At 56.6% G+C, this 25,080-nt stretch carries 25 protein-coding genes and 2 riboswitches; of the genes, 19 read left to right on the forward strand and 6 right to left on the reverse strand.

The genetic code is table 11. From position 1 onward, the window contains the following. Positions 1-14 precede the first annotated feature (14 nt). A complete protein-coding gene (locus AAAH10_RS05790; RefSeq protein WP_343561501.1) occupies positions 15-251 on the forward strand; it encodes a hypothetical protein in 237 nt (78 codons plus the stop codon). Positions 252-405: 154 nt separating this feature from the next. Here AAAH10_RS05790 and yaaA read toward each other — a convergent pair whose 3' ends face one another. Beyond that, positions 406-1,179, reverse strand: coding sequence for a peroxide stress protein YaaA (gene yaaA / locus AAAH10_RS05795; protein ID WP_343561503.1), 774 nt, complete (start codon positions 1,177-1,179; stop codon positions 406-408). A gap of 280 nt (positions 1,180-1,459) precedes the next feature. On the opposite strand from yaaA, the gene AAAH10_RS05800 reads away from it, so the two are divergent. The 10 genes from AAAH10_RS05800 to AAAH10_RS05845 all read left to right on the forward strand — a co-directional run bounded on the left by AAAH10_RS05800 (position 1,460) and on the right by AAAH10_RS05845 (position 11,601). Then, a complete protein-coding gene (locus tag AAAH10_RS05800) occupies positions 1,460-2,665 on the forward strand; it encodes a PQQ-dependent sugar dehydrogenase (RefSeq protein ID WP_343561505.1) in 1,206 nt (401 codons plus the stop codon). 109 nt (positions 2,666-2,774) lie between these two features. Further along, positions 2,775-3,740 carry a DMT family transporter gene (locus AAAH10_RS05805; protein WP_343561507.1) on the forward strand — a complete coding sequence of 322 codons (966 nt, stop codon included), beginning with the start codon at positions 2,775-2,777 and terminating at the stop codon, positions 3,738-3,740. Positions 3,741-3,818: 78 nt separating this feature from the next. After that, a riboswitch (TPP riboswitch) is annotated at positions 3,819-3,926 on the forward strand. A 105-nt stretch (positions 3,927-4,031) separates the two neighbouring features. Further along, positions 4,032-4,895: a bifunctional hydroxymethylpyrimidine kinase/phosphomethylpyrimidine kinase gene (gene thiD, locus AAAH10_RS05810; RefSeq protein WP_343561509.1), complete on the forward strand. Its 864-nt coding sequence runs from the start codon at positions 4,032-4,034 to the stop codon at positions 4,893-4,895. Further along, the gene (locus tag AAAH10_RS05815; RefSeq protein WP_343561511.1) at positions 4,892-5,896 is read left to right on the forward strand and encodes an FAD-dependent oxidoreductase; all 1,005 of its coding nucleotides are present in this window, start codon (positions 4,892-4,894) and stop codon (positions 5,894-5,896) included. Before thiD ends, AAAH10_RS05815 begins: the two co-directional genes overlap by 4 nt. After that, positions 5,893-6,090, forward strand: coding sequence for a sulfur carrier protein ThiS (gene thiS, locus AAAH10_RS05820; protein WP_343561513.1), 198 nt, complete (start codon positions 5,893-5,895; stop codon positions 6,088-6,090). The genes AAAH10_RS05815 and thiS overlap by 4 nt, the downstream gene beginning before the upstream one ends. 6 nt (positions 6,091-6,096) lie before the next feature. Beyond that, positions 6,097-6,882 carry a thiazole synthase gene (locus tag AAAH10_RS05825; RefSeq protein ID WP_343561515.1) on the forward strand — a complete coding sequence of 262 codons (786 nt, stop codon included), beginning with the start codon at positions 6,097-6,099 and terminating at the stop codon, positions 6,880-6,882. Continuing rightward, the gene (locus AAAH10_RS05830; protein ID WP_343561517.1) at positions 6,879-7,502 is read left to right on the forward strand and encodes a thiamine phosphate synthase; all 624 of its coding nucleotides are present in this window, start codon (positions 6,879-6,881) and stop codon (positions 7,500-7,502) included. Before AAAH10_RS05825 ends, AAAH10_RS05830 begins: the two co-directional genes overlap by 4 nt. A 52-nt stretch (positions 7,503-7,554) precedes the next feature. Then, the gene (locus tag AAAH10_RS05835; protein WP_343561519.1) at positions 7,555-8,514 is read left to right on the forward strand and encodes an ABC transporter substrate-binding protein; all 960 of its coding nucleotides are present in this window, start codon (positions 7,555-7,557) and stop codon (positions 8,512-8,514) included. Continuing rightward, positions 8,507-9,190 carry a thiaminase II gene (tenA, locus tag AAAH10_RS05840; RefSeq protein ID WP_343561521.1) on the forward strand — a complete coding sequence of 228 codons (684 nt, stop codon included), beginning with the start codon at positions 8,507-8,509 and terminating at the stop codon, positions 9,188-9,190. The genes AAAH10_RS05835 and tenA overlap by 8 nt, the downstream gene beginning before the upstream one ends. Positions 9,191-9,411: 221 nt before the next feature. Continuing rightward, complete coding sequence (locus tag AAAH10_RS05845; RefSeq protein ID WP_343561523.1) at positions 9,412-11,601, forward strand: hypothetical protein; 2,190 nt, start codon at positions 9,412-9,414, stop codon at positions 11,599-11,601. 81 nt (positions 11,602-11,682) lie between these two features. Here AAAH10_RS05845 and AAAH10_RS05850 read toward each other — a convergent pair whose 3' ends face one another. Further along, entirely contained in the window at positions 11,683-12,168 is a 486-nt protein-coding gene (locus AAAH10_RS05850) for an Lrp/AsnC family transcriptional regulator (RefSeq protein ID WP_343561525.1), read from the reverse strand. 155 nt (positions 12,169-12,323) lie between these two features. Between AAAH10_RS05850 and AAAH10_RS05855 the strand changes: the two genes are divergently transcribed. From AAAH10_RS05855 to ribB, 5 genes are all read left to right on the forward strand, one after another. Then, positions 12,324-13,367 (forward strand): zinc-dependent alcohol dehydrogenase family protein, encoded by a 1,044-nt coding sequence (locus AAAH10_RS05855; protein ID WP_343561527.1) that lies wholly within the window; start codon positions 12,324-12,326, stop codon positions 13,365-13,367. A 121-nt stretch (positions 13,368-13,488) separates the two neighbouring features. Next, positions 13,489-14,232 carry an ABC transporter ATP-binding protein gene (locus tag AAAH10_RS05860; RefSeq protein ID WP_343561529.1) on the forward strand — a complete coding sequence of 248 codons (744 nt, stop codon included), beginning with the start codon at positions 13,489-13,491 and terminating at the stop codon, positions 14,230-14,232. Next, on the forward strand, positions 14,229-15,011 hold the full coding sequence (locus AAAH10_RS05865) for an ABC transporter permease (protein WP_343561531.1): 783 nt from the start codon (positions 14,229-14,231) through the stop codon (positions 15,009-15,011). Before AAAH10_RS05860 ends, AAAH10_RS05865 begins: the two co-directional genes overlap by 4 nt. A gap of 232 nt (positions 15,012-15,243) precedes the next feature. Next, the gene (sbmA, locus tag AAAH10_RS05870) at positions 15,244-16,260 is read left to right on the forward strand and encodes a peptide antibiotic transporter SbmA (RefSeq protein ID WP_343561533.1); all 1,017 of its coding nucleotides are present in this window, start codon (positions 15,244-15,246) and stop codon (positions 16,258-16,260) included. Positions 16,261-16,372: 112 nt separating this feature from the next. Beyond that, positions 16,373-16,522, forward strand: a riboswitch (FMN riboswitch). Positions 16,523-16,678: 156 nt separating this feature from the next. Further along, on the forward strand, positions 16,679-17,380 hold the full coding sequence (ribB, locus tag AAAH10_RS05875) for a 3,4-dihydroxy-2-butanone-4-phosphate synthase (protein WP_343561535.1): 702 nt from the start codon (positions 16,679-16,681) through the stop codon (positions 17,378-17,380). 253 nt (positions 17,381-17,633) lie between these two features. Here the strand turns inward: ribB and AAAH10_RS05880 are convergent, their stop codons facing one another. Next, on the reverse strand, positions 17,634-17,927 hold the full coding sequence (locus tag AAAH10_RS05880) for an ArsR/SmtB family transcription factor (RefSeq protein ID WP_343561537.1): 294 nt from the start codon (positions 17,925-17,927) through the stop codon (positions 17,634-17,636). Positions 17,928-18,093: 166 nt separating this feature from the next. Here AAAH10_RS05880 and AAAH10_RS05885 point away from each other — a divergent pair, with 166 nt between their 5' ends. Beyond that, a complete protein-coding gene (locus tag AAAH10_RS05885) occupies positions 18,094-19,071 on the forward strand; it encodes a permease (RefSeq protein WP_343561539.1) in 978 nt (325 codons plus the stop codon). Positions 19,072-19,089: 18 nt separating this feature from the next. Here the strand turns inward: AAAH10_RS05885 and AAAH10_RS05890 are convergent, their stop codons facing one another. Next, positions 19,090-19,989, reverse strand: a complete 900-nt coding sequence (locus AAAH10_RS05890; protein ID WP_343561541.1) for a DMT family transporter — start codon at positions 19,987-19,989, stop codon at positions 19,090-19,092. Positions 19,990-20,115: 126 nt separating this feature from the next. Between AAAH10_RS05890 and AAAH10_RS05895 the strand changes: the two genes are divergently transcribed. Beyond that, positions 20,116-20,778, forward strand: a complete 663-nt coding sequence (locus AAAH10_RS05895; protein WP_343561543.1) for a helix-turn-helix transcriptional regulator — start codon at positions 20,116-20,118, stop codon at positions 20,776-20,778. Positions 20,779-20,851: 73 nt separating this feature from the next. On the opposite strand, the gene AAAH10_RS05900 is transcribed toward AAAH10_RS05895, so the two are convergent. Both AAAH10_RS05900 and AAAH10_RS05905 read right to left on the reverse strand, forming a co-directional pair. After that, positions 20,852-21,868, reverse strand: a complete 1,017-nt coding sequence (locus tag AAAH10_RS05900) for a Fe(3+) ABC transporter substrate-binding protein (RefSeq protein ID WP_343561545.1) — start codon at positions 21,866-21,868, stop codon at positions 20,852-20,854. A gap of 343 nt (positions 21,869-22,211) precedes the next feature. After that, positions 22,212-22,889: a histidine phosphotransferase family protein gene (locus tag AAAH10_RS05905; RefSeq protein WP_343561547.1), complete on the reverse strand. Its 678-nt coding sequence runs from the start codon at positions 22,887-22,889 to the stop codon at positions 22,212-22,214. Between the two features lie 465 nt (positions 22,890-23,354). Between AAAH10_RS05905 and AAAH10_RS05910 the strand changes: the two genes are divergently transcribed. Then, a complete protein-coding gene (locus AAAH10_RS05910) occupies positions 23,355-25,070 on the forward strand; it encodes an NADH-ubiquinone oxidoreductase-F iron-sulfur binding region domain-containing protein (RefSeq protein WP_343561549.1) in 1,716 nt (571 codons plus the stop codon). Positions 25,071-25,080 lie beyond the last annotated feature (10 nt).

The raw sequence follows: 25,080 nt of genomic DNA on the forward strand, positions 1-25,080 counted from the left end.
AGTTGGAATGGATCATGATTGATAATGACACGCTCAATCTGATTGATCGTCTGGCCCGTGTGAACATCACGCACGAAACCTTCCAGATCAGCGAACAAGCATATAAGGGTATTGTTGAGTTTCACCTTGAGAAGCTTGGCCCGGACAAGGCGTTCGCTTTGATTTGTCAGGAAGTCCATGACATCAGAAAACAGGAAGAGGACAAAGCCAATGTCTTTTCCGAATCACAGTCAGAGCAGTATTTGCACTAATTGGTGTTAATGCCTTTTTTCATCAGCGTTAGCCTGTTAACGCTTCAGGTTCATTCCAAAGGAAAAGCCACCCGGACTTCCGGATGGCTTTTGTTCGTGTTCGCTTTTCAAACCGGACAACCAGGCGGCACAACAGACCCGGCTTCGCCGCAGTCTAGGCTTTCGGGCGGGTGAAGATGTAGGTTGTCTGATCAGACTGCTCCGGCTGGAATTTATACCCGCCCTCGGTAAAGGCCCTGATATCTTCCGGCTGCTCGATGCGGTTCTGAATGATGTAACGCGCCATCATGCCCCGCGCACGCTTGGCAGAGAAACTGACGATCTTGGCAATCCCGTCCTTTTCCTCCTTGAAAACAGGTGTGATAACAGTCCCTCTGATGGCCTTTTCATTTGCAGCCTTGAAGTACTCGTTCGAGGCACAGTTGATCACAACCTGTGCAGCGTGCCCCTCAAGGTCCGCGCTCAGATGATCGGCAAGTCTGGTGCCCCAGTAATCATAGAGGTCCTCGCCCACGGGATTGGACAGCCTGGTTCCCATTTCCAGACGATAGGGCTGCATCAGATCAAGCGGACGCAGAATACCGTAAAGGCCGGAGAGAATACGCAAGTGTCCCTGCGCATAAAGCAGTTCCTCATCCGAAAGGCTGTCTGCATCAAGCCCTGTGTAGGTGTCGCCGCGGAACATGAAGGCCGCAGCAGAGGCATTGTGTTCGGCAAAGGGGAAATCAAAGGCGCGATAGCGCTCATAGTTCAGTTCGGCCAGCGCATCACTGATCCCCATCAGACGCTTGAGATCCGGACGGGTCAGCTCCTGCGCAACCTCCAGAAGTTCCTGTGTTTCCGGAATAAAATCCGGCTGCGTTACAGGCAAACCACGGGTTTTCAGGCTTTCATCCAGTTTTTTCGCTGGCGATACAACAACAAGCATTCGACGATCCTGTCTTGGAATTCGGTAAGTCCCCAAACCATAGTTAAAGCCTGCCTCGCAAAAGACAAGGGCAGATGATCATTTTCGGACGCAGGGACAAGCATAAAAACTTGAAGAACAAAGATCGCGTGCTCATCTGCAAATGAACAGAAGAGGCCCGTCATGAAACAGAAAACAGCGCATCAGCCCCCTGCAACAACGGGTGCAGTCTGGCTGATCTCCGGATTGTGCCTGTTCTGCCTTGTCTTTCTTTCCCTGATCCTCCTACCGGGACCAGCACGTGCCGGACCGGACAGACATCCCCAGCCCTGAAAGCGCCAAAGCCATGATACAGACACACAGCCCCGCCTCCATAAGGAAACGCTTTCTGTCATTTGCCGGCTCCGGCCTGCTGGGCCTTGGCATGATGGCTTTCACGCTGCTGCAGTCCCCTCCCCAGACACAAGCTCAGGACTTTGATGTTCAGGTCCTGACAACAGAGCTGAAACGCCCATGGGGTCTGGCATTCCTGCCGGATGGAGACATGCTAGTCACAGAGCGCAATGGCACACTGGCGCTGGTTTCACCGGATGGTACCGTAAACAGACTGGACGGTGTGGCCCCGGTTGCTCCCGATGGACAGGGCGGCTTGCTGGACATTGCCCTGTCTCCGGACTTTGCACGCGATCAGCGCCTGTACTTCAGCTATTCCCGCCCCTTTTCCAATGGTGAAAGCGGCACGGCTCTGGCAACCGCGGTTCTGGACAGAACCGGACAGGCAATCACAGACTGGACCAACCTCTTCACCATAAACAGACCAACGGATTCCGGCCGTCACTTTGGCTCGAGACTGGTGATGCGTGGCGATGGCACCCTTTTCATGACCGTTGGTGATCGCGCAGACCGTGACCGCGCGCAGGATCCGAACGATCACGCCGGATCGATCCTGCGCCTGAATCTCGACGGTTCGGTGCCGGAAGACAATCCCTTTGTCGGGCAGGACGGCTATCAACCGGAAATCTGGTCCATCGGGCACCGCAACCCGCAGGGTGCAGCCCTGCACCCCGAAACAGGTGAACTCTGGACCGTCGAACACGGTGCGCGTGGCGGGGATGAGATCAACAAACCCGAAGCCGGCAGGAACTATGGCTGGCCGGTCATTTCCTATGGCCGACACTATTCCTACCTGCCCATCGGCGAAGGCACCCACAAGGAAGGGCTGGAACAGCCCCGCTATTACTGGGACCCGTCCATCGCCCCCTCTGGCCTGAGCTTTTATCACGGAGACCTTTTCCCGCAATGGAAAGGCAGCCTCTTTGTTGGCGCGCTGAAGGATCAGAAGCTGATCCGTCTCAATCTTGACGGTGACGAAATTATCGGAGAGCAAATCTATCTGGAAAAGCAGTACGGACGCATTCGCGATGTCCGCCAGGGACCGGACGGAGCGCTCTGGCTTCTGACGGATTCCAGCAAGGGCCGCCTCCTGCGCCTTGTTCCCAAAGACTGAGGCCTGACACGCAGGGCAGTTTCCACGACAACTCTCCATGCCTTGTCAGGAGGCGCGAAAAGCCGAATAATACTGCTCTGCCCCACAGACTCCCGCACAAGGTCTCCTCATGAACAGGCACGACAGCTCCACATCCTTCGTGGCTGCGGCGGCGACAATTCTTGTCGCCATCATGCTCTATGATGTGATGAGCGCCATTATCAAGCACCTCAGCGCACGCTACCCGACAGAGCAACTGGCCTTTTTTCGCAATCTCTTCGGATTGATCCCGACAGGGATTATCCTGTTCTTCTCCCGGAAATGGGCAGAAGCAGGCAAACCTCTGGTGATCAGACAATGGAAGCTGGGACTGATCCGCGGTGTTGTCGCTGCCTTCGCACAGCTGTGCATGTATCTGGGCATCGCCCATCTGGAGTTTGCCACGGCCACAACCATACTGTTCTCCGGGCCGCTATTTGTAACAGCCCTGTCCATTCCCCTTCTCGGGCACCGGGTCGGTCTGATACGATGGCTGGCCGTGATCACAGGTTTTGCCGGTGTCCTGCTGGTCATGCAACCGACAGCACCGGATTTCAGCTGGTATGCCCTCCTTCCCCTGCTCGCAGCACTGGGATTTGGCTCGATCAGTGTCTCGGCACAGCGCTTTGACAACAGCGTCCCGACCGCCCTGATGAACCTTTACGGCAATGCCGGGTCTCTCGTGTGTTTTGTCATCATGCTGCTGGTTCTGGACAGTTTTGTCCCGATCCTCAATCCGGAAGACTGGCTGTGGCTCGGCGCCATTGGTCTTGCAGGAGGGCTGGCGGCCTATTTCCTGATCGCGGCCTATCGGCTGGCGGAACCCAGCAGCCTGTCCCCCTTCGAGTATTTTGCCATTCCCTTTTCCTTCACACTGGGATGGATTTTCTTTGACGAAACCCCTCTTGAACGCCTCTTTCCGGGAGTTCTGCTGATTGTCGGCAGTGGTCTTTACATCCTCTGGCGGGAACAGCGCACGGGAGAACAATGCAAGGGGAAATACACGCCTGACTTACAGAAACAGAACCAGTCTGACCAAAGCGTGGAGCCAAACTGATGCCGGACAGCGCAGATGAAGGCTTTCGCATATTTTTTTCTTGCAGAAGAGCCGCTCTGATCCTAGCTTGACCTCATTACATTTCCGTTGGGGTGCTCTGACCGGGAGCTGAGAGACAGAAGTATCTGTCAACCCACCGAACCTGATCCGGATTGTACCGGCGGAGGGAACGGAAGACAGCTCTCAGGCGTTCAGGGCATCACAGCCCCAAAAAAAAGCAAACGCCAGCTCCTCCCGCACTCCACCCGCAAGCCTGCTCCCGGATCGCACGAGTTAACCGGGAGTTTTCCGATGTCGGCTGGACAGAACCATATTGTTTCTCCGTTTGACCACACCCCAGTGGCGCTGACCATTGCCGGCTCTGATTCCGGCGGCGGCGCAGGTATTCAGGCCGATCTGAAAAGTTTCAGCGCGCGTGGTGTCTTCGGAACCTCGGCCATCACAGCCATCACGGCACAGAACACTCTGGCTGTTACAGCAATACAGGCAATTGACCTGCCTGTTGTCGCGGCCCAGATCAAGGCTGTCCTTGATGACATCCACCCCCACGCCATCAAGATCGGCATGCTGGCGGATTCAGGCGTGATCAAAACAGTTGTGGAGGCCCTGAAAGACTATCATGGCCCTGTCGTCCTTGATCCCGTGATGATTGCCAAATCCGGGGATGCCCTGCTGCAGGATGATTCTGTGGATACGCTGAGCGAACTTCTGCTTCCGCGCGCCACCCTGCTGACACCGAACCTTCCCGAAGCCGCGCGCCTGCTGGGCACCGATCCGGCCTATGACCTGCTGGATGCCGTCGAACAGGGCAAACAGCTGCTGGACAAGGGCCCCGCAGCCATCCTGATGAAAGGCGGCCACGCCAGGGGGCCGATCTGCCGCGATGTCCTCATCACCCGCGACGCAGAACCACTGGTTCTGGAGGTCGACCGGATCGACACCAAGAACACCCACGGCACTGGCTGCAGCCTCTCGGCATCCATCGCTGCGGAACTGGCAAAGGGAAAACCGACACTGGAAGCGGTCAAAACGGCACACAGCTGGCTGCACGAAGCCATCGTCAGAGCGGACAGCCTGACCATCGGCACGGGCCACGGACCCGTTCATCATTTCCACGAGTTCTGGAACGATGACCGGAAAGGCGGCGCAGCGTGAGCAAGAACGGCTTCACCATTCGCGGCGCGGGTGTCGCAGGCCTTTGTCTGGCCACCGAGCTAAAAGCTCGGGATGCCGAGGTGACCCTGCTGGATCCGCAGGGCCTTCCCGATGAACACGGCTGCTCGTGGTGGGCCGGTGGAATGCTCGCACCCGACTGCGAGGGGGAGACAGCCGAGGACTGCATTGTTCGGGCCGGACGCAAGGCAATCGGCTGGTGGGAAAAATCAACAGGCGCTGTCCACCACAAAGGCACGCTTGTTCTTGCTCTGGATCGCGACCAAAGCGAGTTGCGCCGTTTTGCAAGACGGACAGAAAACCATCGCGCTGTTTCCGGCGATGAAATCGACAGTCTGGAACCCGATCTGGCCGGGCGCTTCTCCGGCGGGCTCTTCTTTGAGCAGGAAAGCCATCTTGACCCCCGCAAGGCCCTGCTCCACCTGAGCAACCGTCTGCAGGAACAGGGTGTGAGCATCCAGTCACCTTCCGATGTCCGTGAAAGCGGCGCTGTCATTGATTGCCGTGGTCTTCATGCCCGTGATGTCATCACAGACCTCCGCGGCGTTAAGGGCGAAATGCTGGTGATCCGCTGCCCGGATATCAGACTGAACCGCCCTGTGCGACTGCTGCATCCCCGCGTGCCGCTCTATATCGTCCCGCGCGAAGGCGAAGACGGCACCTACATGCTGGGCGCAACCATGATCGAAAGCAGCGACCGCCAGCGCATTACGGCGCGCTCCATGCTGGAGATGCTCTCTGCTGCCTATGCCCTGCACCCCGCCTTCGGAGAGGCGGAAATCCTTGAAATCGGCGTGGATGTGCGCCCGGCCTTTGCCGACAACCGCCCACGTGTGATCCTGCGCGGACAGGATCTTTTCATCAACGGTCTCTACCGTCACGGCTATCTGATGGCGCCCGTTCTGGCAGAGCTTGCTGCCGACTGGCTGCTGAAGGGCCATGAACCTGAAGACAGCAGTTTCTTCCGAAAGGAAAAGACATGATCATCCACCACAATGGCGAGGAAACAACCATCGCCAACCCGCAGCTCAACGAAGCCCTCAGGGAACTGGGGTATATCGAAGGCCGCTTTGCCACAGCTGTGAACGAGAACTTCGTCCCCATTTCCGAACGCCAGACCATCACCCTCAGGGACGGGGATCGTCTGGAAGTCGTTGCCCCCATGAGCGGAGGATAGGCCGTCATGAACTTCGACAGGAAAGCCTTCTATGGTGTGCCCCTTGAAACACCCCTTATGCTGGGCACGGCGCTTTATCCGTCACCATCAGTGCTGGCTGATGCCTTCACCCGTTCAAAAGCGTCTGTCGCCACCGTTTCCCTGCGCCGTGAAAACGGCGTGTCCGGTGCCGGACAGGATTTCTGGCAACTGATCCAGTCACTGGGCTGCAAGGTGCTTCCCAACACTGCCGGATGCTACAGCGTCAAGGAAGCAGTCACAACAGCCCACATGGCCCGCGAGGTGTTCGACACCAAATGGATCAAGCTGGAAGTCATCGGGCACAGCGACAGTCTGCAACCGGATGTTTTCGGGCTTGTGGAAACCGCAAAAATCCTCTGCGAAGATGGTTTCGAGGTTTTCCCCTACTGCACGGAAGACCTGATTGTTGCCGAAAAACTGCTGAAGGCCGGCTGTGAAGTCCTGATGCCCTGGGGCGCGCCCATCGGTTCCGGACTGGGCCTGAACAATCTCTATGGCCTGCGCGCCATGCGGGCAGCCTTCCCGGACATTCCCCTCGTTATTGATGCCGGGCTGGGCGTTCCCTCCCATGCAGCAACGGCGATGGAGCTGGGCTACGATGCCATCCTGCTGAACACAGCAGTCGCAAAGGCTGGTGATCCAGCCGCAATGGCAGAGGCCTTTGCCCTGGCCGTCCGGGCCGGACTGCTGGCAGCAGAAGCCGATCCGATGGAACCCCGCGATATGGCCAGCCCCTCAACTCCTGTGATCGGAAAGGCATTCCTCTCATGAGCACGCATCAGAACAGACCGGAATGGCTGGATCCTTTCTATCCGATCTTTGACAGTGCAGACTGGCTGGAACGCCTGCTGCCTGTCGGCATCAAACTGGTTCAGCTCCGCATCAAGGACAAACCGACCGAGGTCCTGCGCGAGGAAATCCGCCGTGCAAAAACGCTCTGCGCGCAACACGGAACGACCCTGATCGTCAACGATTACTGGCAACTGGCAATCGAGGAAGGTTGCGACTTTATTCATCTGGGACAGGAAGATCTGGATGATGCTGATCTGGACGCCATTCGCGCCGCGGGGCTGCGACTGGGCCTGAGCACACACGATCACGACGAACTGGATCGCGCCCTCGACTGCAAGCCGGAATATCTGGCCCTTGGGCCGGTCTATCATACCATTCTCAAAGCCATGAAGTGGGCACCACAAGGCGTGGAGCGCATCACGGAATGGAAGAAACGCGTTGGCGACACACCGCTGGTTGCCATCGGCGGGATGACCGTCGAACGCGCGTCAGGAGCCCTGACGGCCGGTGCAGACATCGTCTCTGCCGTGACCGACATCACCCTCAACGAGAACCCCGAAGAACGCGTGCGCCAGTGGCTGGATGTCACGCGTCCCTGATCCTTTCAACACACAAGAACACAACAAAAGCGATAACAAGGAAACTCTCATCATGCTCTCCATGAAGAAACTCCTCCTCGGTGCAGCCTTCTCTGCACTGGCTTTCTCGGCCCAGGCGGCAGAAGACCTCAAAAAACAGACCCTGATCCTCGACTGGTTTATCAATCCGGACCACGGCCCGATCATCGTTGCCCAGGAAAAGGGCTACTTTGCCGACGAGGGACTGGAAATTGAAATCGTTCCTCCGGCTGATCCTGCCGATCCGCCAAAGCTGGTCGCTGCCGGCAAGGCTGATCTGGCTGTGTCCTACCAGCCTGATCTGCACCTGCAGGTTCAGGAAGGTCTCCCGCTCAAGTGGGTGGGAACCCTCGTTGCAACACCGCTGAACTGCCTGCTGACCCTCAAGGATGGTCCGATCCAGTCCGTGGCGGACCTCAAGGGCAAGAAAATCGGCTTCTCCGTTTCCGGTGTTGAAACGGCCGTCCTGCACGCCATTCTCTCCAACCACGGCGTTTCCGTGGATGATGTGGAACTGGTCAATGTGAACTGGTCTCTCTCCCCGTCTGTCATGTCCGGTCAGGTGGATGCCGTTATCGGTGCCTTCCGGAACTTCGAGCTGAACCAGATGGAAATCGACGGCGTTGAAGGCCGTTGCTTCTATGTCGAGGAAGAAGGCGTTCCAACCTATGACGAACTGATCTACATCGCAAACCCGGAAACAATGGACAGGGACGCTGTTGCAGCCTTCCTGCGTGCCATTGAAAAGGCAACACGTTTCATCGTGAACCACCCGCAGGAAAGCTGGGAAATCTTCTCCGGCACCTCCAAGGAACTGCAGGACGAACTGAATTCAAAGGCATGGGTTGATACCCTCCCCCGCTTTGCCCTCCGTCCGGCTGCCTTTGACAAGGGCCGCTATGAAGACTTCGAGATCTTCCTGAAAGAGTCCGGCCTGACCAAAAACATCACGCCAATCGAAAAGCTGGCTGTCGAGGTGTCCACAGATGGCTAACCAACCCGACTACGGCACGGTTTTCGGGCACTGGCGCAAGGCTTGCGGTTCGGTCTGGACAGACTACACGCACCACGCCTTCGTGGAGGGGATGCGCGACGGCACCCTTCCACGCGCAGCCTTTCTGCACTACCTGAAGCAGGATTATATCTTCCTGATCCATTTCTCCCGCGCCTGGGCTCTGGCCGCTGCCAAGTCAGAAACGCTGGAGGAAATGAAGATCGCAGCCGGAACTGTCAATGCGCTGGTCAACGAAGAGCTTCAGCTCCATATCGAAACCTGTGCACGCGAAGGCATCAGTGAAACCGACATCATGGCAACCTCTGAAGCCACAGCCAATCTGGCCTACACACGCTATGTGCTGGAAGCCGGATACAGCGGTGATTTTCTGGACCTGATGGCAGCCCTTGCCTCCTGCGTTCTCGGCTATGGCGAGATCGGCCTGCGCCTCAAGGAAACCGGAAGCTCTGATGCCTATCAGGAGTGGATCGACACCTATTCCGGTCCGGAATATCAGGATGCCTGTCAGGCCGTCGGTGCACTTCTGGACAGCGCTGTTCTGAACAGACTCGGAAAAGACTATCTCAAGGCCCCGCGATGGACGGCCCTGAGCAGGCGTTTTGACAAGGCCACCGAACTGGAGGTCGGCTTCTGGGAAATGGGTTTGAACCCCTAGGAAAATCCCGAAAAACAAGCTGTTTCAACGGGGAAGGAGCCAGGTGCTCTTTCCCCGTTTTTTCATGTCCTGCTTTCAGCATCGGGCCAAGGTCCGGAAGGCCCGCACAAAAACCGCAGGACCTTTCCGCTGGATACCAATTCTTAAGGAGAGTGAACTAAGCTCACAGGCCGGGTTAGAGTCTCTGCATAAAAATAAAGTATCAGGTAAAGTCAATCAGCATGAAATCAAAGAGCAATCTGGGAGTCATCCTCCTTCTCATCGTGATCACGCTGGTTACAGTCGTCTTTCAGAAACGGGATCTTCTGCCCGGTTTCCTGCCGGGTTTTATGGAGTCTCTGGGGCAGAACACCGCTGTTGTCTTCGCCTTTATCAATGACTTTTTTGGCAGTGATGACGGCAGTGCCGAGAGATCCCTCTTCTCTCCAACCCTGATTTTCCTGGTCGCCATTACATTGTTTTTGCTGGCAATCCTTTACATGTGGTCCAGGTTTCCCGATGCGCTCTACTCGGAAAAGTCCCTGAACCGGGAGAAAATCAATTCTCCTGCCGCACCGGACAGCCCTCCGCCCGGCAACAACAGGGAAGATCGCAAGGCAGATCCAAAACCGGGAAAAGCTCCTGCAGCAATTGCCCTGCCGGACAGCAAACCCGGCAAGGACAAAAAGCAGGACAGAGTGTCAAAACCGAAAGAAGCTCCTGAAAAGCCGCCTGCGCCCACCCTCGAAAAGGACACGGAGAGCAAACCTGAAACACAGGAGGATCTGCTTGCCTTTGCCGCGTTGAGCGGACCGGCAGCCGGAGGCAAGCTTTCCGACATATTTGGCAGAGCCGCACAGAGTTTCCTGACCGGAGCAGAACTGAACGGAAAGGGAAAAGCGGATGATCAGAAGGGGTTTGTTCCTCCGCAGTCACCGGATCACCTGGCCAATCAGGCTGTCCTGAACTGGATTGATCTGGCCGGAAACTGGAAGAAAACAGCCAAGAAGGCCGCGCGTGCAAACCCGGACGCCTTTTTCAAACGTCTGAGCAATCTGAGCAAGAGCAAGCTCCTGCTGTTGCCGGAACACAGGGAAAAGCTCGCCCAGTTGTGGAGCGTGTTCAAAAGCGCCTGCCCCGAATTCTGTGCCTGGCTGCATGAACAGTTCGAAAATGACCTGATGGTGGTCGCACAGGACAGTTCGGATGTGACAGAAATCCAGGAGGCGCTCGCACGCATCCAGCACTACGCCGACAGCAGGCCCTTTGACCAGTCCATCTCCCTCAAGCGTGCCGAAGCCGCAGTCAGTGCCATGCTCCACTATGGCACTCTGGGGCAGTTCGAAGCCATGGAGGAATGGGGCAAACACATCAGTGAACTGGCCAGAAACCTGCCCGAAGACCAGCAGATCCAGCATGAGCTTGCCATGGCAACGGTCAACGCCACCAGCACCTACGGCACCATGGGCCAGTTCGAGGCGATGGAGGAATGGGGCAACGCCATCAAGGAGCTGGCTCGCAAGTGGCCCGAGGATCAGGACATCCAGCACGAACTGGCCATCGCGGCTGTCAACGCCATGGGTCACTATGGCACCGCCAGCCAGTTCGACGGGCTGGAGGACTGGAGCCAGCAGATGGAGGAACTGGCGGAGCAATGGCCGGAAGACCAGCCCATTCAGCTCCAGCTGGCCCGCGGGGCCGTCAATGCCATTCACGATTATGGGGAAGCCAATCAGCTGGACACACTTGAGGAATGGTGTGCCCGCATGGAGGAACTGGCTGAAAAGTGGCCTGATGATCCCGCCATTCAGCTCAGGTTGGCCATGGCTGCGGTCAATGCCACCAGCACCTATGGCAACCTCGGTCAGTTCGAGGCCATGGAAAACTGGGGCAACCGCATGAAAGCGCTGGCAGAACAATGGCCACAGGATCGGCAAATCCAGCTCAGGCATGCCAGAACCGCAGCCAACGCCATCAACGCCTATGGCGATTCCGGCCAGTTTGACGCGCTGGAAGACTGGGGGGATCGCATCAAGACACTGGCCCGGGAATGGCCGGACGAACCACAGATGCAGCTTGAACTTGCCATGGCTGCGGTCAATGCCACCAGCACCTATGGCAACGCCGGTCAGCACAATGCCCTGGAGACGTGGGGTATTCCCGTGGTCGAACTGGCGGAGCAATGGCCGGACAACCAGAAAATCCAGCTCCAGCTGGCCAAAACGGCCCACAATGCCCTGCTCGCCTACGGGAACAGGGACAATGATCGTGATGGCGACAAACACGCGGTCTGGCTCGAACGCCTGAGGCAGTGTGCGCTGGACAATTTCCAGAATGCAGACATCACAGCCATTGCCGAAAACAACGGGATCGAGCTTTCCGATCTCTATGCCGAACTCTTTCAAAACGCTGGCGAGACCGACAGGGACTGACTGGCCCCAGCCTCACAGTGTCTGTGCAAGGTATCTGTGCAAAGCGCCTGCGAACCGGAAGGGAAAAGGCTGTGAACGCTCCTACCCCCTGTCCGTGTCCACCAGTGACAGCGGCAGGCGGGAAGAAGACTTCAGTTCCCGAAGAGACAGATTGGACGAAATATCGGAAATTCCCGGCAGCTTCCTGAGGACCTGATCCACAAAACGGCTGTAATCATCCAGATCCCTTGCCACCACCTGCAGCAGGAAATCGGCACTCCCCGTTGTGTTGTGACAGGACAGGATATTGTCCGAGTTGCGGATCAGGCGCTCCAGTTCACCGGTGGTGTCCTGATCGTGTTTCAAACAGCTGATCTGGACAAAGGCCATAACCCCCAGTCCAAGCTTTCTGCGGTTCAAACTGGCCTGATAACCCTCGATATAACCTTCTTCCTCCAGCCTCTTGAGCCGCCGCCAACAGGGTGTTTCGCTGAGAGAAAGTGCGCTTGCAAGTCTGGCATTGGTCTCCCGCCCGTTGTCCTGCAAGCGTGTCAGAATGCCAAGATCCACCTGATCCAGTTTTGACATTAGAAGAATCCCCTCATTATTTGTCTTTCAAAAGAAGACTATTGCTCAAATTCAAGAGCAGCAACCCATTCCGGCAAGGCTCTTTCCGGTAAAAAGCTGTATGATTGAAAGCAGAGCCCGTCTTTGCTGCAACAACCAAACAGGGGAACAGAAGAATGAAAGCCGTTGTATACGAAACCTTCACTGGCAAGCCGGACATCAGAACTGTTCCAGATCCGGAGCTGTCCCCCGAAGGCGTGATCATTAAAGTCGAGGCCACCGGTGTTTGCCGGAGCGACTGGCACGGCTGGATGGGGCATGATTCCTCCATCGAACTGCCCCATGTCCCCGGCCACGAGTTTGCAGGCATCGTTCAGGAAGTCGGCCGCGACACCAGGGGCTTCAACGTTGGCGATCGCGTCACCGTCCCTTTTATCAGCGCCTGTGGAAGCTGCCCCGACTGCCATTCCGGCAATCACCAGGTCTGCGCAACCCAGACCCAGCCCGGTTTTACCCACTGGGGGTCCTTCGCAGAATATGTCGCGCTTCACAATGCTGACGTCAATCTGGTTCACCTGCCCGAAACACTGGATTTTGCGACGGCGGCCAGTCTCGGCTGTCGCTTTGTCACATCGTTTCGCGCTGTTGTGGACCAGGGCAGGGTCTCGGCAGGACAGTGGGTTGCCGTTCACGGCTGTGGCGGCGTGGGACTGTCTGCCATCATGATTGCCAATGCCATCGGCGCCAGCGTCATTGCCGTGGATATTGCCGAAGACAAGCTGGAACTCGCCCGCTCTGTCGGGGCAGGCTGGACTATCAATGCCAGCAAAACCCCTGATGTCGCCGAGGCAATCCTCGAGATCAGCAAAGGCGGTGCGCATGTCTCTCTGGATGCACTGGGGCATCCCGTGACCTGTGTGAACTCGGTCAAATGCCTCAGACGTCTGGGCAGGCACATCCAGGTCGGGCTGCTGCTCGCCGATCACGCCAACACAGCCCTCCCGATGGACCGTGTTATCGGTCTTGAACTGGAAATCATCGGCAGCCACGGCATGCAGGCCCATCGCTACGACGCCATGCTGAACATGATTCAGTCCGGAAAGCTCGCCCCGGAAAAACTGATTGGCGAACGGATTTCCCTTGCAGAGTCCATCCCTGCCCTGACCGGTATGGACCAGTTTGGTCTTTCCGGTGTGACAGTCGTCACGGATTTCAGCTGAAACCCTTGTCTTTCAGCAGTCCGTAACAGCGAAACCATCTGAAAAAGCTGGTCAAATTGCCTCTGAACGCCTAGAAAGAACACAGTTCATTTCCCTTGCAGAGAACCCGGACAAAGCCGCAATGACACCAGCCTTCAGCGTGACAATCAAAGGCAGCGCCTCGACAGGGGAAGGCTTGCTCTTTCCACCTCTGGAACTGACGCTCCCCGCCGGACAATGGTCCTGTCTGCTGGGGTCTTCCGGTGTCGGCAAAACCACCATTCTGCGCCTGCTGGCCGGACTGGAAGCCCATGTCATCTTTGACGGCTCCATCACCTGTTCCGACAGCGCCCCCCTGAATGGTCGCATTGCCTACATGACCCAGGCCGACCTGCTGTTTCCCTGGCGCACTGTGCTGGACAATGTCTGTCTGGGAGCCAGCCTGCGTCATGAACCGGCCGATCACAGCCGTGCCCTGCAAATTCTTGATCGCGTCGGTCTGGGCGGCTATGAAAAACGCAAGCCCCACCAGCTTTCGGGCGGACAGAGACAACGGGTCTCCCTTGCCCGAACCCTGATGGAGGATCGCCCCGTGGTTCTGCTGGATGAGCCCTTCTCTGCACTGGATGCAAAAACCCGCGCAGGGATGCAGGAGCTTGCTGTTGAACTGCTGGAGGGCCGCACAGTCCTGCTGGTGACACACGATCCGGCAGAAGCGGCACGACTGGGACAGGAGATCAACCTTCTGACCCGTGACGGCCTGCAAAGCGTTCCGGCACCGGCCTGCCCGCCCGTTCGCCCACTGGACGATCCCGAAACCCTGACCTGTCAGGGGCAGCTCTATCGTCTCCTGATGGGCAACACGCCAGAGGAGGCAAGCGCATGAACCATCCGGCCTCTCCAGCAAAGCTGCCCTGGGTTCTCCGCCTGCCGGGCTGGGCGCGCATCGGGCTTGTCATTGTTCTGGTTGTAACGTTCTGGGATCTCCTTGTCCGGCTGACAGGCTTGCCGCATTTTATTCTCCCCTCCCCCTGGCGGGTTGCCCAGGCGCTTTACAACAACGCAGCCCTGATCGGAGAACACGCCCTGACCACGCTTGCCGAGGTTCTTCTGGGCATGCTGGTCGGCACGCTTTTCGGCATCATGACAGCCCTGCAGCTGGCCCACTCACCCACCGCCCGGGCCATCATGCGACCTGTGCTGGTTTTCTCGCAGGCCATTCCCGTCTTTGCACTGGCCCCAATCTTCACGCTCTGGCTGGGCTATGGCATGGCCTCGAAAATCGCGGTGGCCCTGCTGATCATCTATTTCCCGGTGACCTCTGCCTTCTTTGACGGGCTGGTCAACACACCGCGGGGTTATCTGGATCAGGCCCGGATCATGGGAGCGAGCCGCTGGACCATCCTGACACGCGTGCGCATCCCTGCCGCCCTGCCCTCACTGGGGTCAGGCCTGAGGCTGGCGGCCGTCTATGCGCCAATCGGGGCTGTGATCGGCGAATGGGTCGGAGCATCAAGCGGACTGGGTTACCTGATGCTGCTCGCCAATGGCCGGGTAAAAATCGATCTGATGTTTGCCAGCCTGATTGTTCTGGCCTTTATGTCCGTAACCCTGCACTGGCTGGTCGACAGGCTGGCTGCGCGCAAACTGGACAGCCAGCAATAAGGCAGCAGCAACAGAGTGACACCTGCTGCAAAAACTGCAAACAGCGTCAAAGCCTTCCGCAAAGCTGCCACTTTTGTGCCCCAGCCTGAGCCCCTTCACAGCCATTTGAAATTCGCGGAGCAGGTTATGAAGCAAAATTTATTGTTCCCGACCCCATGTCTGTGAAAGACTGCGATATCTCTGGCCGTCCCCTTCCGGGCGCCCTCTCATAAAAAAACGAGTGACTTTCGAAATGTTTCGATCCTTTTTTCTTTCCCGTGAATGGTTCTGGTGGGCCTGGCTTGGCATGATGATTATCATCGGCGGAACCTGGTATCAGGTTCAGGTCGATGTCCAGATTAACGAGTGGTTTGGCGGTTTTTATGATCTTGTTCAAAAAGCACTCGGCGAACCCAATGCCATCACAATGGAGGAATTCTATGACTTCCTCTGGACCTTCGGAAAGATTGCCGGGATCTACATCATCATCGCTGTGATGCTGGGGTTCTTCACAAAACACTGGGTTTTCCGCTGGCGTCAGGCCATGAACAACTACTACATGTCCTACTGGCATCGCCTGCGTCATATTGAAGGAGCCAGCCAGCGCGTACAGGAAGACACCAAGCGCTTCGCGGCCATTATGGAATCCCTCGGCAGCAATCTGCTTGATTCCGTCATGACACTCTTTGCCTTTCTTCCGATCCTCTGGGAACTGTCCAAACAGATCAAGGAAGTCCCCGTTCTGGGCGAGGTTGATCATGCACTGGTCTATGTGGCCATCATATTTGCCCTGTTCGGCACAGCCGTTCTTGCAGCAGTCGGAATCAAGCTGCCCGGGCTGGAATTCAACAACCAGAAGGTGGAAGCAGCCTATCGCAAGGAGCTGGTTTACGGCGAAGATCACGAGGACCGCGCCTCACCGCCAACCGTTCAGGAACTCTTTATGAACGTGCGGAAAAACTACTTCCGTCTTTTCTTCCACTACATGTACTTCGACGTCGCCAAATGGTCCTATCTGCAGTTCGGAGTCCTCGTGCCCTACATCGCCCTTGCCCCGACCATTGTGTCCGGTGCCATCACTCTGGGTGTCATGCAACAGATCGTTCGGGCCTTTGGTCGCGTGGAAAGCTCCTTCCAGTTCCTCGTTCGCTCCTGGAGCACCATTGTCGAGCTGATCTCTGTCTACAAGCGTCTGCGGGCTTTCGAAGCTGAAATCTTTGCCGACGGCTATGTTGAACCGCGGCCTTCAGGTCCGGAGGCCATGAAGTAAACAGCGACCAATCTGTCGCTCACAGCCGAAAAAGAGGCCGTATTTGTCTTGCAAGGACAATGCGGCCTTTTTATTCTGGGCAGGTCGGGTCGTCTGGATCCGACAAAACAGAGCTTGTTCTCAGGGCAGGGTGAAACTCCCGACCGGCGGTAGTCCTTTTCAGGAAAGCCCGCGAGCGCCTCTGGCCTTTTGTGCCGGAGGGTCAGCAGATCTGGTCAGATTCCAGAGCCGACGGTTACAGTCCGGATGGAAGAGGATAGGTTGCCAGCCGCCTTGCGCATGCCCCTTGGGCCGTGCGTGATACTGCTGGCACTTTGCTGTGCGCCTTGCAGGTATCCACAGGATATCTTCGGGTTCATAGTCTTTCGAAGAGCCCTGATTCCGGTTCACCCACAAAGTCTTTTAGGGATGAGAACCCATGAATCAGATTGATACTGACCACACAGTTGCAAATGACCACACCCCGACAGGTGAGGAACTGCTGGCCCGCTTCGGTTCAGCAGCAGAACGTGTTGAACGCGCCATCGAGGCCTTTCGCAACGGCAAGGGTGTTCTGGTGATGGATGACGCCGATCGTGAAAACGAGGGCGATCTGATCTATCCGGCAGAAACCATGAGCGTTGAGCAGATGGCCTTCATGATCCGCGAATGCAGCGGCATCGTCTGCCTCTGCCTGAGCGAGGAGCGTGTTGCCGAGCTGGAACTGCCCCAGATGGTGCAGGACAACAGCTCCAGCATGGGCACCGGCTTTACCGTGACCATCGAGGCAAAGCGCGGTGTGACCACCGGCGTTTCCGCCGCCGATCGCATCACCACCATCCGCACAGCCATTGATCCGCAAAGCGGCCCCGACGATCTGGCCCGCCCGGGTCATGTCTTCCCCCTGCGTGCGCGAACAGGTGGCACTCTGACACGTCGTGGACACACCGAAGCCACCATCGATCTGGCGATGCTCGCAGACCTCACGCCCGCCGGTGTGCTCTGCGAAGTCACCAATATTGACGGCTCCATGGCCCGTCTGCCGGAAATTGTCGAGTTCGGCATCAGGCACAATCTCCCTGTGCTGACCATCGAGGATATCGTGGCCTACCGCGAAGCCCTGCTGAAACAGACAGCCTGATATCCCTCTTCCGACACACAAAAGGCCACGCACAGGGACGTGGCCTTTTTCTTTGCACTCACAAAGGACTGTCCCACAATCCGACGCTTCACAATCCCTTGCCGTTTCCTGTAAAAGACAGGCTGATCGGGAGACTTAAAGCAAGGAAACGCCGGGCACACAGCCATCAGCAAATCCCGTGCGGACGACGATCACCACACGGACAAGATATCAAGGATCTGTTCACAGAAGCCCACAAAGCTCTCTGGCCGGTCTAGCAGGGTTCGCCGGAACAGCATTCCTCTTTCAGAAAATCAATCAGACTGAACAGATGCTGATATTCCGGAATGCAGAAAATCGTGCGGCTTTTCTTTTCCTGCCGGATCAGGCCGACCTTTGCCATGCGTGACAGATGGTGAGACAGTGTCGAGGCCGGAATGCCAATAGCTTTTTGAATATCACCAACACTCGATCCCCCGTGTCCGGCCTTGACCAGAAAGCGGTAGACAGCAAGGCGGTGTGTGTTGCCCAGCTCGGCCAGACTGGCTGCAGCAGTTTCGTGTTCCATCAGAGTCTCATCCCGTATTTCGACAGCTCCAAAAGCCTAGTGAGTGCTTGATATAAAAGCAATACAGCTAATTATTTCCATGAAAGTCGAATTATTGATTGACTGCCTCTCAAAAAAGAGCATTCTATCATTAATTCGATAAAACTAGAAATATGGATTATCAGAGATGCCTGAACAGCTACAAGACACACTGGGCATGTTTGCCTTTCTCGCCGTGGAGCTTTCTGTCCTCTTTCTGGGGATCAGTTATCTTGTCGGCATTCTGCAACGCCACATTCCTGCATCGACGATTGAACGCCTGCTCAGTTCCGGCAGACGCAGAGGCTACTTCTTCGCTGCCGCACTCGGGTCCATCACACCCTTTTGCAGCTGCTCCACCATTCCGATGCTCAAGGGACTGATCAAGGCTGGCGCAGGTTTTGGTCCCATGATGGTGTTTCTCTTCACCTCTCCGCTTCTGAACCCGGTTGTGGTGGTGCTTCTGACGGCCAGTTTCGGCTTCAGGTTGACAGCGATCTACGTTCTGGCCGCACTGCTGGTTTCCCTTGGTTCCGGCTGGCTGTTGCATCGGTTAAAGTTCAACCGCTTTATCCGCAGCAGCGAGGAACCTGCCACGGCAACAGCCTGTGGAACTGCGGACAACTCTTGCGGATTGCCGACTGAAAACACCTGCTCCGGCGGGAGCAGTTCACAGAACGACTGTGGAGGCAGCAGCCCTGCTCCGCAATCAAAAAGCGAACAGTACCTTGCCCTGTGGCGTGAGGTCTGGAAGGACTACGTTGGTGTGCTGCCCTATCTGCTGCTGGGCATTTCCATCGGCAGCGCGATCTATGGCTACATGCCGACCGGTCTGCTGGAACGATTTGCCGGAGCTGACAATCCCCTTGCCATCCCCGTTGCTGCGATTATCGGTGTCCCGCTTTACATTCGTGCAACCGCTGTGATTCCGCTGGCCGATGCCCTGATGCTCAAGGGTGTCAGTGCCGGGACGATCCTTGCACTGATTATCGGCAGTGCCGGTGCCAGTCTGACAGAGGTGATCCTGTTGCGCTCGCTCTTTACAACAAAGCTGCTGATCGCCTTTGTCACAGTCATTTTCTCGATGGCAATCATTGCAGGCTACACAGCCTTTGTCTTCTATTGAGGCAAAACCACGCGGGGGCTAACAGGCCCCCGTTTCCCCGCGCCTGCCCGGTTTGCGGTTCTGCACGACCAGATGGGCAAAGACCGCCACCAGAACAATCGCCCCGCCATACAGTGTTGCCTGCCCCAGTGTCTCGGCAAAGACCAGCCACACCCAGATCGGGGCCAACGGCGCATCCAGCGCACCGATCAGCGCCGTTTCAATGGCAGGCAAAAGCTTTGCACCAAGCGTAAAGAACAGCAATCCAACAGCCGAGTTGACCAGCCCGAAAAGCGCAAGCTGCCCCAGTTCAAAGGAGGAAACAGCAAGGCTCTCCGCAAAGGGGACAGCCACCAGCCCGCTGATCAGCGAAGACAAACCGGACGCTGCCACGACCGGAAGGGAACGGAACCGTCGCGAGATCACCATCATAAAGGCCAGCGACAGGGTCATGCCAAAGGCCAGAAGATCCCCGAACAGATCACCTTCCACGCCAAGCCCGACCATGATCCCGATCCCCGCGAGCGAGACAAGACTGGCCTTGAGCGCGCTGCTGGCGGGGCGTTCTTTCAACACCAGCCAGGCCAGCGCCGCAGCCACAAAGGGCGCTGTTGCATAGATAATGGCGACATGAGCCACCGTCGTGATACGCAAGGCATTGATATAACAGAGCATCCCGCCCGCAGAAATAAGCGCAAAGCCCCACCCTGCCCAGCCGAGATGCAACAGATCCCGGAACAGCTTTCGCCCCTGTAAAAAGAAGGCAACGGCCAGAATGCCAACCCCTCCGAAAAGGCCACGCCAGACCAGCATTGTTGCTGTGTCCAGCTCAATGAAACGGGTAAACAGCCCCGCCGTACTCCAGGCCAGAGTGGACAGCGTGATGAACAACAGCCCCAGACGATAGTCCGAACGGACCTGATTTCCTGCTCTGATCATGATGATGACCCTCCCCATTCCAGAATTACTGCCTGTGTCGTGAAACAGGGATAACAACAGACTGCTGACATGTATCTGTCAGCAGTCTGTGGTAAAAAGACCGGGAGACAGCAGAAAGGGGAAGCCATGCGCTCGTCACGGATGTTCGAAATCATTCAGTCGCTTCGCAGTGCCTCGAAACCACTGACAGCACAGGATCTGGCAGAGCAGCTGGAAGTCACAAAGCGAACGGTCTATCGCGACATTGCCTCCCTGCAGTCCATGCGCATCCCCATAGAGGGGGAGGCCGGTGTCGGCTATATCATGCGCAAGGGCTATGACCTGCCACCGATCAACTTCGACATTGAAGAAGCCGAAGCCATTTCAGTCGGTCTGAGCATGATCGCACGCACAGGAGACAAAAGCCTGGAAAAGGCCGCCCTGCGCGCGGCATCGAAGCTGTGCGAGGCAACAAAGATCAGTGAAACTCTCTTCTCCACAAGCTGGGGCGCAGAGCCTCCCTGTCACATCGATCTCTCCGCCCTTCGCGAGGCCATCAGGCAGGAGCACAAGGTCTGCCTGCACTACCGCAATGTGGAGCAGGAATTCTCAGAGCGGACCATTCGTCCCCTTGCCCTGATCTATTACGCCGAAACCGTGGTCATCGCGGCCTGGTGCGAACTGCGGGAGGACTTCCGCCATTTTCGCGCCGACCGCGTTCTGTCCAGCGCCGTGCTGGAAGACAGCTTCACCGGACAGGGCGACAGCCTCAGGCAAAGATGGGCAGAAATCAACGGCACCTGTTTCTGAAAACAAAAAAGGCCGCGCCAATGGCGCGACCTTTCCTGAGCCTGCAAAATATTCTCAGGCCGGGGTGTCCGGATTATTTCCAGCCAACGCGATCAAAGATCTTTTGCGCTGTCGGCTGGTTTTCACCGTAAGCGTTTACGTTGATGGTATCGACCTTGAAGTCACCCCAGGACTTGATGGTGGAGTTTGGCGCAACACCTTCCACAACAGGGTATTCATTGTTGCCATCAGCAAAGTAGCGCTGAGCGGAATCGCTCGCCAGATACTCGATGAACTTGACCGCGTTCTCGCGATGCGGAGCGTGAGCAGTCACACCTGCACCTGAAATGTTCACGTGTGTGCCGCGATCATTCTGGTTCGGGAACACGATACCGAGTTTTTCGGCCAGACCCTTGTCGGAATCCTTTGGCTTCTTGATCAGACGCGCAAAGTAGTAGCTGTTGGAAACAGCAACAACACACTCGCCGGAACCAATGCCGCGCAGCTGGTTTGTGTCACCGCTGACAGGTTGACGGGCAAAGTTTGCAACAACGCCTTTCGCCCACTCTTCAGCAGCAGCTTCGCCCTTGTGCTCGACGATGGACGCCAGCAGAGACTGGTTGTAGATGTTGGAAGACTTGCGGATGCAGACCTTACCAGCCCATTTCGGATCAGCCAGATCCTCATAGCTTGTGATCTCGCCTTCCTTGACCTTGGCTTTGTCGTAGAAGATTGCACGGGCGCGTGTGGACAGGCCGAACCACTTGCCATCTTCATGGCGCAGGTTTGCAGGGATACGGCTTTCCAGCTCATCAGAAGATACAGCCTGGAACACACCCTGTTGCTCGGCGCGCCACAGGTTGCCCGCATCAACGGTGATCAGAACGTCAGCCGGGCTGTTTTCACCTTCACTTTTGATACGCTCAACCAGTGCAGGGCCCTTGCCTTCAATCAGGTTGACCTTGATGCCTGTCGCCTTGGTGAAATCGTCATACAGCGCCTGGTCGGTCTGATAGTGACGGGAAGAGTAAACATTCACCACTTCTTCAGCCTGGGCAGCAAAAGCGCTGAAACCCATAACGGCAGCTGTTGCCATCAAAAGTGCTTTCATCGGGAAAACTCCTTGGAATCGTTCCGGAAATTGAAAAAGGGACAAAATCCCCGGGAAATCGGGACTCTGCCTGAGCCCTCCTGATACTAAGAAGCGCTCTCAACTCGGAAGATAAAATGCAAATCATTCGCACTTTTTTCAAGCGAAAAAGGGTTTCACATATCCGATTCTTCTGGTCGGGTATTCATTACAACCGTATGACGCCGAATGGAACTCATCCAAAAAGGCAAACAACATCCTGATATCAAAAACAAAACAATGAACAATCATTTTTCATAAAGCAAAAAAGGCACCACCTGTTGTGATGCCTTTTAGAAAGAATCCGGACGGAAAAACCGACAGGTTATCCCTCTGCAGCCTCTTCCAGCTCGTCTTCCTTCGCCAGCGGGAAGGCCACAATGAACTGGATGTGATCATCCACGGCCTCGTTCAGCAGCAGGTCTGTTCCCATGCGTTTGGCCAGCTGACGCGTGAAGAACCCGTGCACGTTGCGCGGGGACAGGTCCTCAACCTCGACATGATCATCCATGGCGATCCGCAGATCATCCCGCAGCCCGGCGCGATCTCCTGCAGCCGTTACCGCAAGGAACAGCCCGACATCGCTGGACCCGATATGCGCTGTGATCTTCCCGCCACGCGGCAGGGACTCAACAGCCAGCTCCACCAGATTGAGCAACAGCTTGCCCGCCTCGTCCGGCAGACCATCGGGAATGGCATCAACAGACCAGGCAAACTGTGCCTTGGAATGGGAAACATAATTGAGAATCAGTTCACGCAGGGCACCGAAGTCCCCCCCGACACGGTTGCCTGCCATACCATAGGCCAGACGGTAAAACTGCAAGGCATGACCGGACTGGCGGGCCGAACGGCTGGCCAGTTCCAGTGCCTCATCCTGCATTCCCATCGAATCATCGGCCATCAGTTCCAGACCGTTGCTGACAGCACCGATTGGCCCCACGAGGTCATGACAAAGCCTTGAAGCCAGCAGCTCCATCACACGAAAATCTACGACTGTTCCCATATTCAATCTCTTTAGGTATTCCTGATTTTCGGACCCCTGCCTGCGATATCAGCGCCTATTTGGCTGCAGAAAATACCTGAATGGCCCGTTTACTTCGGCACAATAGAACATGAAAGTTCTCTGGAAAGAGTTAACAATACAGGGAATTTTCACGGCAAACTGCATTTTTTTGCAATATTTTGAAGTATCTCCGTACCACCGGAAGTCTTCCTGTTCGGATTTTCCTATCATTGCGATCCATTCGCAATAGCTTTTGCCTATTACAGCATAGCTCAATGCGAATGGTGCTTTGCCCGGAGGTGCTTCAAAAGGACACGGAAACTGGTGCATACTCTATGCAAAGTCAGAGCAAATGCATTCTGAAGAAATGATCAGTTCCTGATCTGCCGGATCCCGTATCAGGCTTTCAGGACAAAGCGTAAAGGCCAGCAAGAGCCTCTCGCAAAGAAATTGGAGAAATGAGTTATGTCGCAGTCTGCTGTCCCGGCGAACGACGCGCCCGTTAAACGTACCATCCATCCGGGCTCCGGCCGCCGGAAGCCAGCGCTTTTTGCGAAGGGCCGCAATCTGGAGATCGAGGCGGAAAAGGAAATTGCCGAGCTGCTCGGCACACGTTCCCGCCAGCGCGATCTGCTGATCGAGCACCTGCATCTGGTTCAGGACACCTATGGCTGTCTGAAGGCAGGCCACATGCAGGCTCTGGCCAATGAAATGCGCCTCCCGATGGCAGAGGTTTACGAGGTTGCCTCCTTCTACGCTCACTTCGACATCGTTCTGGATGGCGAGGCAGAGCCCGAGGAAATCACCATTCGCGTGTGTGACAGCCTGTCCTGCGAACTGGCCGGTGCCCAGGAACTGCTGGCCGAGACACAGCGCCTGAAAGGCGACAACGTCCGCGTTGTTCGCGCACCCTGCATGGGTCGCTGCGAATGTGCGCCTGTTGCCGAGGTCGGTCACAACCACATTGTCAATGCGACGGCCGAAGCGCTGATCAAGACCGCTGAAGACAACGACACTCACGCCCACCTGCCCGACTACAAGTCCTATGAAGACTATGTGGCAGAAGGCGGTTACCAGACACTGCGTGACTGCTACGCCGGCAAGTACACTCCCGACCAGATCGTTGACCTGCTCAAGGATTCCGGCCTTCGCGGTCTGGGGGGCGCGGGCTTCCCGACCGGCATGAAGTGGGGCATTATCCGCCAGCAGCCAAAGCCGCGCCTGATGGCAATCAACGGCGATGAGGGCGAGCCCGGTACCTTCAAGGACCGTACCTATCTGGAAAGCGATCCGCACCGTTTCCTAGAAGGCATGCTGATCGGTGCCTGGTGTGGCGAGGTTGACGCCAGCTACATCTATATCCGTGACGAATACCCCGCCGTGATCGAAATCCTGAAAAAGGAGATCGACAAGCTCTACGCCGAAGGTCTGAATAACGGTGTTCGTGTTGATGTGCGCCGTGGTGCCGGTGCCTACATCTGCGGTGAAGAGTCCGCGATGATCGAGTCCATTGAAGGCAAGCGCGGCCTGCCGCGTCACAAACCTCCCTTCCCGACGCAGGTTGGTCTGTTCGGTCTGCCGACAGTGACCAACAACGTCGAAACCGTCTACTGGGTGCGCGACCTGATCGAAAAGGGTCCGGAGTGGTTCACATCACACGGCCGCAACGGTCGCAAGGGTCTGCGTTCTTTCTCCGTATCCGGCCGCGTGAAGAACCCCGGTGTGAAGCTGGCTCCTGCCGGTATCACCATCAAGGAACTGATCGAGGAATACTGTGGCGGCATGATCGACGGCCAGGAATTCAAGGCCTATCTGCCAGGCGGTCCTTCCGGCGGTATCCTGCCGGCAAGCCTTGGCGATATCCCGCTCGACTTCGATACCCTGCACGAATACGGCTGCTTCATCGGTTCTGCCGCTGTTGTGGTTCTGTCCGACCAGGACAAAATCCGTGACGTTGTCACAAACCTGATGCGTTTCTTCGAGGATGAAAGCTGCGGTCAGTGTACACCCTGCCGCGTGGGAACCGAAAAGGCCGTCAAGCTGATCGAGCAGGAAACCTGGGATCAGGACCTGCTGAAGGAACTGTCGACCGTCATGATGGATGCCTCCATCTGTGGTCTGGGTCAGGCAGCTCCGAACCCGCTTCTGAGCGCCATGAAACACTTCTCTGACGAACTATAAGAACCCCGAA

It is taken from the genome of Carbonatibacter coralli (assembly GCF_039592655.1).
GTDB lineage: Bacteria > Pseudomonadota > Alphaproteobacteria > Kiloniellales > Kiloniellaceae > Carbonatibacter > Carbonatibacter coralli.

Bases quoted from the DNA above. Each gene is read 5' to 3' on its own strand.
- AAAH10_RS05790 (WP_343561501.1), top strand. From the start codon at position 15: ATGATTGATAATGACACGCTCAATCTGATTGATCGTCTGGCCCGTGTG.
- yaaA (WP_343561503.1), bottom strand. From the start codon at position 1,179: ATGCTTGTTGTTGTATCGCCAGCGAAAAAACTGGATGAAAGCCTGAAA.
- AAAH10_RS05805 (WP_343561507.1), top strand. From the start codon at position 2,775: ATGAACAGGCACGACAGCTCCACATCCTTCGTGGCTGCGGCGGCGACA.
- thiD (WP_343561509.1), top strand. From the start codon at position 4,032: ATGTCGGCTGGACAGAACCATATTGTTTCTCCGTTTGACCACACCCCA.
- thiS (WP_343561513.1), top strand. From the start codon at position 5,893: ATGATCATCCACCACAATGGCGAGGAAACAACCATCGCCAACCCGCAG.
- AAAH10_RS05825 (WP_343561515.1), top strand. From the start codon at position 6,097: ATGAACTTCGACAGGAAAGCCTTCTATGGTGTGCCCCTTGAAACACCC.
- AAAH10_RS05830 (WP_343561517.1), top strand. From the start codon at position 6,879: ATGAGCACGCATCAGAACAGACCGGAATGGCTGGATCCTTTCTATCCG.
- AAAH10_RS05835 (WP_343561519.1), top strand. From the start codon at position 7,555: ATGCTCTCCATGAAGAAACTCCTCCTCGGTGCAGCCTTCTCTGCACTG.
- tenA (WP_343561521.1), top strand. From the start codon at position 8,507: ATGGCTAACCAACCCGACTACGGCACGGTTTTCGGGCACTGGCGCAAG.
- AAAH10_RS05845 (WP_343561523.1), top strand. From the start codon at position 9,412: ATGAAATCAAAGAGCAATCTGGGAGTCATCCTCCTTCTCATCGTGATC.
- AAAH10_RS05850 (WP_343561525.1), bottom strand. From the start codon at position 12,168: ATGTCAAAACTGGATCAGGTGGATCTTGGCATTCTGACACGCTTGCAG.
- AAAH10_RS05855 (WP_343561527.1), top strand. From the start codon at position 12,324: ATGAAAGCCGTTGTATACGAAACCTTCACTGGCAAGCCGGACATCAGA.
- AAAH10_RS05860 (WP_343561529.1), top strand. From the start codon at position 13,489: ATGACACCAGCCTTCAGCGTGACAATCAAAGGCAGCGCCTCGACAGGG.
- AAAH10_RS05865 (WP_343561531.1), top strand. From the start codon at position 14,229: ATGAACCATCCGGCCTCTCCAGCAAAGCTGCCCTGGGTTCTCCGCCTG.
- sbmA (WP_343561533.1), top strand. From the start codon at position 15,244: ATGTTTCGATCCTTTTTTCTTTCCCGTGAATGGTTCTGGTGGGCCTGG.
- ribB (WP_343561535.1), top strand. From the start codon at position 16,679: ATGAATCAGATTGATACTGACCACACAGTTGCAAATGACCACACCCCG.
- AAAH10_RS05880 (WP_343561537.1), bottom strand. From the start codon at position 17,927: ATGGAACACGAAACTGCTGCAGCCAGTCTGGCCGAGCTGGGCAACACA.
- AAAH10_RS05885 (WP_343561539.1), top strand. From the start codon at position 18,094: ATGCCTGAACAGCTACAAGACACACTGGGCATGTTTGCCTTTCTCGCC.
- AAAH10_RS05890 (WP_343561541.1), bottom strand. From the start codon at position 19,989: ATGATCAGAGCAGGAAATCAGGTCCGTTCGGACTATCGTCTGGGGCTG.
- AAAH10_RS05895 (WP_343561543.1), top strand. From the start codon at position 20,116: ATGCGCTCGTCACGGATGTTCGAAATCATTCAGTCGCTTCGCAGTGCC.
- AAAH10_RS05900 (WP_343561545.1), bottom strand. From the start codon at position 21,868: ATGAAAGCACTTTTGATGGCAACAGCTGCCGTTATGGGTTTCAGCGCT.
- AAAH10_RS05905 (WP_343561547.1), bottom strand. From the start codon at position 22,889: ATGGGAACAGTCGTAGATTTTCGTGTGATGGAGCTGCTGGCTTCAAGG.
- AAAH10_RS05910 (WP_343561549.1), top strand. From the start codon at position 23,355: ATGTCGCAGTCTGCTGTCCCGGCGAACGACGCGCCCGTTAAACGTACC.